The organism is Leptothrix sp. (in: b-proteobacteria), assembly GCF_965250675.1.
Classification (GTDB): domain Bacteria; phylum Pseudomonadota; class Gammaproteobacteria; order Burkholderiales; family Burkholderiaceae_C; genus Sphaerotilus.
This window is the reverse complement of record NZ_CBDFPH010000001.1, coordinates 62,357-72,337: the sequence shown is the minus strand read 5'-3', so window position 1 is coordinate 72,337 and position 9,981 is coordinate 62,357. Positions and strand designations below refer to the sequence as shown.

The window sequence follows — 9,981 nt, the reverse complement described above, 5'->3', positions numbered from 1 at the left end:
GACAACGATGATGATGATCATGAAGCGAAGTTCTGCCCCTGACCATCCGCGCCGCGCCGGTCTGGCCGGCCTGCTGGGCGTCACGCTGGCGCTGCTGGGGGCCTGCAGCGGCGGCAGCCCGACGCCCAAGGCCACGCTGAGCGGCACGGTCGAGGGCCTCAAGGCCGGTGCGACGCTGGGCCTGGCGGCGGGCGGCGTGACGCTGGACGTGACGCAGGACACGGGCTTTGCCGTGCTCAAGAGCATCGTGCTGGGCAACGGCTTCGAGCCCGGCGCCAGCTACGCCGTGAGCATCACGCGCCACCCGCTGGGCCAGCGCTGCGTGGTGGCGGCCGGCACCAGCGGCGTGTTCGACTTGAGCGGCAACCAGACCAGGATCGAGTGCTATGCCGAGGTCCTCAACGACACCGGCAGCGACGACGGCCCGGCCGGTCGCGACGCCGAGGCGGCGCGCCTGACCAAGACCGGTGCAGGCGCGCTGGGCTTCGACTTCAGCGCGCTGTGCACCTCGGGCGCGGTGCTGAGCACGCCGGGCGCCAGCTGCGCCACGGCCACGCCGGCGGCGTCCGGCGAGGCCTGGACCTGCACCCGCGACAACCTCACCGGCCTGGTCTGGCTGAAGGCGAGCCAGACCTACGTGGCCCCGCCGTCGCTGCCCGCCGCACCGGCTGACGGCACGTGCGGCCAGACCGGCTGGCGCCTGCCGACGGTGCATGAGCTGCTGTCGATCGTGCACGGCGGCCTGCCGGCGAGCGCGGTCACGGCCAACGTCGACGCGAGCTTCTTCCCGGCCACGCCTGCCCAGCCCTACATCTCGTCCGAGACCTATCGCGACGGCTTGAACAGCCCGTGGGCGGTGCACTTTGGCGAGCAGGGCTTTGCCAGCAAGTACGTGGGTGGTGCGGCGCAGCTGCGCTGGGTTGCGGGTGCGCCCCTGCTGGCCGACCCGGCCAGCAACCGTCTGCAGACGCAGACGGCGCTGTCGACCGCCAGCCACAGCGTGCTGCTCGACGACGCCCGCAGCCTGTACTGGCTGTTGCCCAAGGCCCTGCCACTGCTCGGCGGGTCGGCGGTGACGGCCGATCTGGCCGCCTACAACAGTCAGCGTGCGGGAGGCTTCGACGACTGGCGCCTGCCCAACCGGAACGAGCTCGACAGCCTGGTGCGGCGCGGCCTCGCCAACCCGGCAGTCGACCCGGCCCTGCCGGCCCTGGTCAACCAGCCGGCCGACTTTGCCCAGACCTTCTGGACGGCCTCGCCGCAGGGCGACGGTGCCACGCTGGTCTGGGGCATCGACCTCGCTTTCGGCGATGTCAGCCCGCTGCTCAGGACCGGCCAGGCGCGGGCCCTCTACGTGAGAAATCGTGCATTCAATGGCCAATGACGCGAACCGCGCCCACCGGGCGCACCGGCCGGCGCTGACGGCCATGAGCCTGGCCCTGGCTTGCACCCTGGGCCTGTTGCCGGGTCGCAGCCAGGCGACGGATGAGCCTTTGCCTGAAGCGGCGGACACGGCCATCGCCGCCGATGCGCTGCTCGCTGGCGGCGTGATCACGCTGGAGGCGGCCGAGCTGGTGCAGCTGACGCTGCTGCGCAACGCCACGCTGAAGTCGGCGCAGTTGCAGCTGCAGGCCGCCGGCTCGCTGGTCGAGGCCGAGGCGGCGCTCTACGACCCCATCGCCTACGGGCGCCTGCGCCGCGAAGGCCTGAACCGGCCGCGCACCTACGAGGAACGCACCACCAGCCTGACCAACATCAACCAGGCCGACGCGATCGAATACCTGGCCAGCCTCGGCGCCGGTGTGCGCGGCAAGCTGCCCAGCGGGGCCACGGTCGAGCTGTCGCATGACATGCGCCGGCGCCAGAGCAATCTGCTGGCCAGCACCGACGAGCGGGAGCACCGCGGCACCGTCACGCTCAACTTCAAGCAACCGCTGTGGCGCGGCTACGGCCGCGACGCCGTCGAGGCCGACCTGCGCGTGGCCGACAAGGAACGCCAGATCGAGCAGCAGCGCTTGCTCAAGCAGGCGCTCGACCTGGTCGGCGAGGCCGCCGGCACCCACTGGCAGCTGCAGCGCGCCTACCGCACCCAGGCGCAGCGCAACGAGGCCGTCCGTGCCGCCGAGGCCTTGCGCGACGAGGTGGCGCGACGCGTGGCGGCCGGTTTCGCGCCGCGCGTGGAACTGTTCGAGGCCGAGAGCCTGATCGGCGGTCGGCGCACCGAAGCCGCCCGGGCCGAGCAGCAGGTGGTCGAGGTGCAGGCGCGCGTGCGCAACCTGCTCAGCCTTGATGCGTTTGGCGAAGGGGGCGTGACGCCGCCCGAGTTCCGCGCCCATGTCGAAGACTTTCCGGCCGAGTACGAGGCCGACGAGGCCCAGGTGCTGCCGCTGCAACTGATCGAGCGCTGGCCCGGTTACCGGATCGCCCGGTTGCGTCAGGAACAGGAGGGCGTGCGGCTGGGCCTGGCGCGCAACCAGGAGCAGGCCGACCTCAGCCTGGAGCTGGGCTACAACCTCAACAGCCTGACCAGCCGCCCGAACAAGGCCTACGACGTCTCGATCCGCAACAACCATCCGGGCTGGTCGATCGGCATCGTGCTGGAGCGTCCGATCGGCAACGACGCCGCCCGCGCCCGACGCGACGCCCAGACCGCCCGCGCCGATGCCGCGCGCCTGCAGGCCGACAACGAGGCCCGCGTGGCACGCAACGAATGGGCGGTGCGCGCCAGCCAGCTGGCCGCCGTGCGCCGCGAGGTGCGCCAGGTGCGCCTGGAAGTGGCCAGCCGCCAGGCCCTGCTGCGGGCCGAGCGCGAGCAGTACCAGCTCGGTCGCAGCCGGCTGCGCCAGCTGATGGAGGTGCAGGACCGGCTCGACGACGCGCAGCTGCGCCAACTCGATGCCGAAGTGCGCGAGCGCCTGGCCTGGATCGCGCTGCAGGCCATTTCCGGCGATCTGTTTGATCACTATGGGGTCAAGATCGGGGCATGAGCCGTACCTTCAGTGAATCCTGGCACCGCGTCGCCGAAGCGCGCGTCGGCCTGCTGCCCACCGTGGCCGTGCACAAGCAGCGCTTTCGCGGCCAGGACTGGTATGTGCTGCGCGACACCTACACGCAGCGCTTCTTCAAGGTCACGCCGCAGGCCTATGCCTTCGTGGCGCGGCTGGCACCTGAGCGCACGGTGGAGGCGGTCTGGCAGAGCTGCCTGGCCGACATGCCCAGCCAGGCGCCCGGCCAGGAAGAGGTGATGCAGTTGCTCGGCCAGCTGCACCAGTCCAACCTGCTGTTCCACGACACGCCGTCGGACAGCCTGACGATCTTCGAGCGCCGCCGCGAGCAGGCCCGGCGCGAGCTGCAGGGCAAGCTGATCGGCTTCCTGTCGATCCGCCTCCCGCTGTGGGACCCGAACCGCTGGCTCGACGCCCAGCGCGGCCTGTCGCACGCGCTGGTGAGCTGGCCGGTGGGCCTGCTGCTGGCGCTGATCGCGCTGTTCGGCGGCGCCAGCGCCTGGACCCATTCGGAGCGCCTGTGGAGCCAGACCGAAGGCCTGTTCGTGATCGAGAACCTGGGCTGGCTCTACGCCTGCATGGCGCTGATGAAGGCGCTGCACGAGCTGGGCCACGCCCATGTCGTGAAACGCTTCGGTGGCGAGGTGCACACCTTCGGCCTGATGCTGCTGATGCTGATGCCGCTGCCCTATGTCGACGCAACCGGCAGCTGGGCCTTCCGCGACCGCTGGGCGCGTGCGCTGGTGGGTTCGGCCGGCATCATCGTCGAGCTGGTGCTGGCGGCCGTCGGCGCGATCGTCTGGGCCCAGACCGGCCCCGGCCTGGTCAACAGCCTGGCCTTCAACGTGATGGTGATCGGCTCGGTCTCCAGCCTGATCTTCAACGGCAACCCGCTGCTGCGCTTCGACGCCTACTACGTGCTGTCGGACGTGCTCGACATCCCCAACCTCTACCAGCGCTCGGGCCAGCAGTGGCGCTGGCTGGCCGACCACTACCTGCTCGGCACGCCGGGGCGCGAGTCGCCCGCGCGCGATCGACGCGAATGGTGGTGGCTGACCGGCTACGGCGCCTTCAGCCTGATGTACCGGCTGCTGATCTTCGGCTCGATCCTGATGGTGCTGGCCGACCGCTGGCTGGCCGTCGCCGTGGTGTTCGGCGCCACGGTGCTGGTGATGGGCGGGCTGATGCCGCTGGTGAAATGGTGGCGCCACCTGCGCAGCCCGGCCTTGCTGCGCAACCGCCAGCGCGCGCTGGCCGTGTCGGCGCTGCTGCTGGGCCTGCCGCTGGCCGTGCTGGCGGCCTGGCCCTGGCCGGATGCGCTGCGCGCGCCGGGCATGGTCGAGGCGCAGGCCTACACCCAGGTCTCGACCGCCGCGCCTGGCCGGCTCGATGCCATCGAGGTCGCGCACGGCGCGCACGTCGAGGCCGGTCAGGTGCTGGTGCGCATGAGCAACCCCGAGCTCGACTGGGAGCTGCAGATGGCCCAGGCCGCGCTGGCCGAGGCCGAGGTGCAGCGCAACCAGGCGATCGAGCGCTCGCCGGTCGACGTCGAGCCGCTGCAGGCGCGCGTCACGGTGGCGCGCGACAAGCTCGTGCACCTGCAGGCGCGCCAGGCCGAGCTGGTGGTGCGCGCCCGCCACGCCGGCACCTGGACCGCCGAGACCCTGCACGAGCGACTGCACAACTGGTTGCCGCGTGGTGCCGTGCTGGGCGACGTCAGCAACCCGACGCTGCTGCGCTTTTCGGCGGTGGTGTCACAGGAGCAGGCGCGCGAGTTGTTCGACCGCACGCTGGCCGGCGCCGAGCTGCGCCTGCCCGGCCAGATGGCCGAGGTGGTGCGGCCGCGCCAGATCGTGCTGCTGCCCTACCAGCGCGAGCGCCTGCCGTCGTCGGCGCTGGGCTGGACCGCCGGCGGCAGCGTCGCGGTGCGCCCGGACGACCCCGAGGGCGTGCACACCGTCGACTCCTTCTACGAGCTGCAGGCGGTGTTCGACGCCGAGGCCGGCCGCCTGACCGCGCTGCACGGCATGACCGGCTGGCTGCGCGTGCCGCTGCCGCCGCGCACCCTGCTCGAACAGGGCCAACGCGCCCTGCAGCAACTGCTGCAGAAGCGCTACGCGCTGTGAACCCGCTGAACCCATTGAGCCCCGTGCCCGCCAGCCCGCCCGGCGTGCAGTGGTGCGCCCCGCGCAACCCGCTGCGCCCCACCGGCGAGCGCTGGTCGGACTGGCGACGCTGGGCCGTCTTCCACCTGGGCGCCGACCGGCGCCGCCTGGAGCACGACGCCGCAGCCGCCGAAGCGCTGGCCGCGACCTGGCAGGCGCTGGACGAGGCGGCGTTCGACACCCGCCTGGCCGACCTGCGCCGGCGCCTGCGCCTGCCTGCGGCGGATGCTGCGCTGGCGCGCCGCGACCGCGTCGAAGCGATGGCCGGCATCGCCGTGGCGTCCCAGCGCACCCTGGGCAAGACCCCCTACCGCGTGCAGATGCTGGCCGCGCTGGCGATGTACCAGGGCCTGGTGGTGCAGATGGCCGCCGGCGAGGGCAAGACCCTGGCGGTGGCGCTGGCCGGCGTGCTGCACGGCTGGCGCGGCCGCCCCTGCCATGTGGTGACCTCGAACGACTACCTGGCCCAGCGCGACGTGCAGCTGATGGCGCCGCTCTACCAGCGCTGCGGCGTCCACGCCACCACGGTCGTGCACGGCATGCCCACGCCGGCGCTGCAGGCGGCTTACCGCGCCGACCTGGTCTACGCCACCAGCAAGCAGTTGCTGGCCGACCACCTGTGCGACCACATCGCGCTGGCCGGCGCGATCGACCCGACGCGCCGGCGCATCCACGCGCTGCGCGCCGCACCCGGCGCGGTGCGTTCGCGCGGCCTGTACGCGGCCATCGTCGACGAGGCCGACAGCGTGCTGGTCGACGAGGCCAACACGCCGCTGATCATCTCGGCGCCGCAGCCCAACCCGCTGCTGGTGCAGGCGGTGCTGGCCGCGCGCGACGTCGCCGACGAGCTGGTGCCGGACCAGGACTACGAGATCAACCTGGCCTTCCGCGACATCCGCCTCACCGACGCCGGCAAGGCCCGCATCGAGGCCATGGTGCAGCGCCTGCCGGCGGTCTGGCATGCCCCCGAGCGGCGCGACGACCTGATCCGCCAGGCGCTGTCGGCGCGCGACCTGTTCCTGCTCGACCGCCACTACGTGATCCAGGACGGCAAGGTCGAGATCCTCGACGAGAACACCGGCCGCGTCATGGCCGGGCGCTCGTGGAGCTACGGCCTGCACCAGGCCATCGAGGCCCGCCAGGGCCTGGCCCTCACCGACCCGTCCAAGACGATGGCGCGCATGAGCTTCCAGGAGTTCTTCCGCCACTACCACCACGTCGGCGGCGCCAGCGGCACGCTGCAGGACATCCGCGCCGAGCTGTGGTGGACCTACGGCCTGCTGACCGTGGTCGTGCCGACCCGCCTGCCCAGCCGCCTGGTCGTGCCGCCGCACCGCCACCATGCCGTCGCCACGGCCAAGTGGGACGCGCTGGTCGACGAGGTCGAGCGTCTGCACCGCCGCCAGGTGCCGGTGCTGGTGGGCACGCGCCGGCTCTCGGACAGCGAGGCGCTGCAGCAGCGCCTCATCGCGCGCGGCCTGGCCTGCGTGGTGCTCAATGCCAAGCAGTCGGCCCAGGAGGCCGAGGTGGTGGCCCAGGCCGGCCAGCCCGGCCACATCACGGTGGCCACCAACATGGCCGGGCGCGGCACCGACATCCACATCGAGGCCAGCGTCGCCGACATGGGCGGCCTGCACGTGCTGATGCTGGAGCCGCACGAATCGGCGCGGGTCGACTGGCAGCTGTTCGGCCGCGCCGGCCGGCAAGGCCAGCCCGGCCATGCCCAGGCCTATGTCGCGCTCGACGACGACCTGCTGCAGCGCCACCTGCCGGGCTGGTTGCGACCGCTGATGGCGATGCTGGGCGGGACCGCCACGCTGCGCGGCCTGCTGATGCCGGCGCTGATACGCTGGGCCCAGGGCCGGGCCCACCGGCGCGCTTTCCAGCAGCGCCGCTACCTGCAGCAGCGCGAGGGCGAACTCAAGAAACAGCTCTCGTTCGCGGATGCGAGCAGCTGAGACTTTCCGCAGCGAAACAACAAACAGAACGATGACGATGACGATGAACACGACTTGGCTGCCGCGCACCCTGCGCGGCACACCCGCCTGCGCCACTCATGGGCTTGCCACCGGGTCACGATGCCTGCTGGCCGGCCTGCTGCTGGCCGGCGCCGTGCTGGCCTCACCGCCGAGCCGGGCCCAGGCGCAGGACTTCGTCGGCATCATCTACCCGGTACGCGACGCGATGCTCAGCGTGCACGTGCCGGGCGTGGTCGAGCAGGTGCAGGTGCAGGTGGGTCAGCGCGTCAATGCCGGCCAGACCCTGCTGCTGCAGGACGCCCGGCTGCAGGCCGCCGAGGTGGAGCGTCGCCGCATCGTCTGGCAGGACCGGGCCGAGCTGCAGAGCACTGAGGAGCGCCACCGCATCATCGAAGACCTGGTGAAGAACGCCGACGTCCTGTTCCAGCAGGCCGGCACCGTCAGCCGCGAGGAGGTGCTCAAGCTGCGCCTGGAACTGGTCACGGTGAGCGGACGGCTGGAGCAGCTGCGCGAGGCCAAGAAGCGCGAGCAGGCCGAACTCGGTTTCGCCCAGCGCGAGCAGGACATGCGGGCGCTGGTGGCGCCGATGGCCGGCGTGGTCACGCTGGTCAAGCTGCGCGCGGGCGAATGGGCGGCACCGGGCGAGGCCATCGTGCGCCTGGTCGACGACAGCAGCTGCGAGCTGCGCGTCAACGTCAGCCAGGCAGCGGCCAGACGGCTCAGCACCGGCGTGCGCGTCGGCGTCAAGGTCGACGATGCGGCCTTGCCGGGCGAACTGAGCGGGCGAGTCAGCTTTGTCTCGCCGGTGCTCGACCCGGCCAGCTCGCTGGTCGAGGTCCGGGTGCAGATCGCCAATGCCGAGCGGCGCGTGCGCCCGGGCGTGAAGGCGCGCCTGCGCATCGAGGGGGCATCGTCGTGAGTGGCACGGGCGGAGTGAGCGACGAGCGTCCGACGGCCGCGGTGGCTGCCGTAGCCGCAGCAGCACCGGCCGCCAGCCCGCCGATCGACGCAGCCCAGCTGATCACGGCGCTGCGCGAGTTGCGTGGCATGGCGCAGGACGCGGCCTACTGGCAGCGCCTGTGCCTGTGCCTGCTGCCGCTGTGCCGGGCGCGCTCGGCACAGGTCGTGCGCAGGGTGGACGGCCCGGGCTGGCAGCTGCTGGCCAGCAGTGCCGCCGACACGACCGCGCCCGAGGACGTCGCCACGCGGCTGCAGGAACTGGCGCCGCGCGCGCTGGCCCAGGGCCACGCCTACGCGCCGGGCGCGGCGGGCTGGCTGAACGCGGCGGTGCGCCTGGTCGATCCGGCCGGCACCACGCTGGCGCTGCTGGAGATCAGCGCCCGCGAGCGCTCGGCCATCGGCGAGCTGCTGCTGCGCGTGCAACTGATCGCCGACCTGCCGGCCAGCGCCACGGCAGCGTCAGGGGGCGCCGCAACCGCCCCGGGCGGCAAGGACCTGGCCGAGCTGCTCGACCTGGTCGCCCGGGTGATGGGCGAGGGCGAGTTCGGCGCCGCCAGCCTCGCGCTGGTCAACCTGCTGGCCGCCAGCCTGGGCTGCGACCAGGTCGTGCTGGCCAGCAGCGAGGACGGTTACGCCCGGGTGCTGGCGATCAGCCACATCGACCGCTTCGAGCGCAAGGCCGAGAACGTGCAGCTGCTGGAAGCGGCCATCGAGGAGGCCAACGACCAGCAGGTCGACCTGGTCCACCCCGCGCCCGCCGGTGCCGGGTCGGTGATGCTGGCGCACGACCGGCTGGCGCGCATGCTGGGCTATGGCCACCTGGCCACGCTGCTGGCGCCGGGCGAGACGCCCGGGCCGCTGCCACTGACGCTGCTGCTGGCGCGCCGCGACGGCGGCTTCGACCCCGCCCGGCTACAGCAGGTGTCGGTGGCGTTGCACCTGCTGCAGCCCTGGTTCACCAACCTGCGCGAGCGTTCGGGCTGGTGGGGCGAACGGGCCTGGGCCGGCACGCGCCGCCGTGCGGCCGACTGGCTCAGCCCCAAGCGCCCGGGCCGCAAGCTGCTGGCCGCCGCCGCGCTGCTGGCGCTGATCGGCGTGAGTTTCGGCACCTGGCCCTACCGCATCGACGCCAGCGGCGAGCTGGCGACCGACGCGGTGCAGCTCATCAGCGCGCCCTTCGATGGCTACATGAGCCAGGTGCATGTGAGCCTGGGCGACACGGTGCAGAGCGGCGCCGTGCTGGCCCGGCTCGACACGCGGGAGCTGACGCTGCAGGCGGCCGACCTGCAGTCCGAAATGCGCCGCTACGAGGCCGAGGCCGACCGCGCCCGCGCGCTGGGCCAGATCGCCGAGATGCAGATCGCGGTGGCGCGCATGCAGCAGTCGCGGGCCCGCATGGAGCGGGTGCTGTTCCAGCTCGGCCAGGCGCAGGTCAACGCACCGTTCACCGGCGTGGTGGTCGAGGGCGAGCGCAAGGAGCTGGCCGGCGTGCCGGTGCGCCAGGGCGACAAGCTGTTCCGCCTGGCGCGCATCGAGGGCCTGTACGCCGTGATCCAGGTGTCCGAGCGCGACGTGCACGACCTGCCCGCCAACGCCACCGGCCAGCTGCGCCTGCTCAGCCAGCCTGACCGGCCGATCGGCTTCGCGGTCGATCGCCTGGTGCCGATCGCGCGCGTCAAAGGCAGCCAGGGCGGCCAGTTCCTGCTCAAGGCCCGGCTCGACGTCGCGGCCGAGTCCTGGTGGCGTCCCGGCATGACCGGGCTGGCGCAGATCGAGGTCGGCGAGCGCCGCATCCTGTGGATCTGGACCCACCACCTGGTCGACCGCGTGCGGCTGGCGCTGTGGTGGTGAGCGCGCGGGCCGTCACGGCCC

Annotated in this window: 6 protein-coding genes; all 6 read left to right on the top strand. The window is 72.5% G+C overall.

Features of this window, described 5'->3' with window-relative positions:
- The first annotated feature begins 19 nt into the window (after window positions 1-19).
- The 6 genes from AC5IG3_RS00310 to AC5IG3_RS00285 are packed head-to-tail and all read left to right on the top strand — an operon-like array spanning window position 20 to window position 9,960.
- Window positions 20-1,384: an Lcl C-terminal domain-containing protein gene (locus tag AC5IG3_RS00310; protein WP_491896829.1), complete on the top strand. Its 1,365-nt coding sequence runs from the start codon at window positions 20-22 to the stop codon at window positions 1,382-1,384.
- On the top strand, window positions 1,374-2,987 hold the full coding sequence (locus AC5IG3_RS00305) for a TolC family protein (protein WP_491896828.1): 1,614 nt from the start codon (window positions 1,374-1,376) through the stop codon (window positions 2,985-2,987). The genes AC5IG3_RS00310 and AC5IG3_RS00305 overlap by 11 nt, the downstream gene beginning before the upstream one ends.
- A complete protein-coding gene (locus AC5IG3_RS00300; RefSeq protein WP_491896827.1) occupies window positions 2,984-5,131 on the top strand; it encodes a site-2 protease family protein in 2,148 nt (715 codons plus the stop codon). The genes AC5IG3_RS00305 and AC5IG3_RS00300 overlap by 4 nt, the downstream gene beginning before the upstream one ends.
- Entirely contained in the window at window positions 5,128-7,128 is a 2,001-nt protein-coding gene (locus AC5IG3_RS00295) for a preprotein translocase subunit SecA (protein WP_491896826.1), read from the top strand. Before AC5IG3_RS00300 ends, AC5IG3_RS00295 begins: the two co-directional genes overlap by 4 nt.
- Before the next feature lie 43 nt (window positions 7,129-7,171).
- Window positions 7,172-8,068, top strand: a complete 897-nt coding sequence (locus AC5IG3_RS00290) for an efflux RND transporter periplasmic adaptor subunit (RefSeq protein WP_491896825.1) — start codon at window positions 7,172-7,174, stop codon at window positions 8,066-8,068.
- 14 nt (window positions 8,069-8,082) lie between these two features.
- Window positions 8,083-9,960, top strand: a complete 1,878-nt coding sequence (locus AC5IG3_RS00285) for an efflux RND transporter periplasmic adaptor subunit (protein ID WP_491896824.1) — start codon at window positions 8,083-8,085, stop codon at window positions 9,958-9,960.
- Window positions 9,961-9,981: the final 21 nt, after the last annotated feature.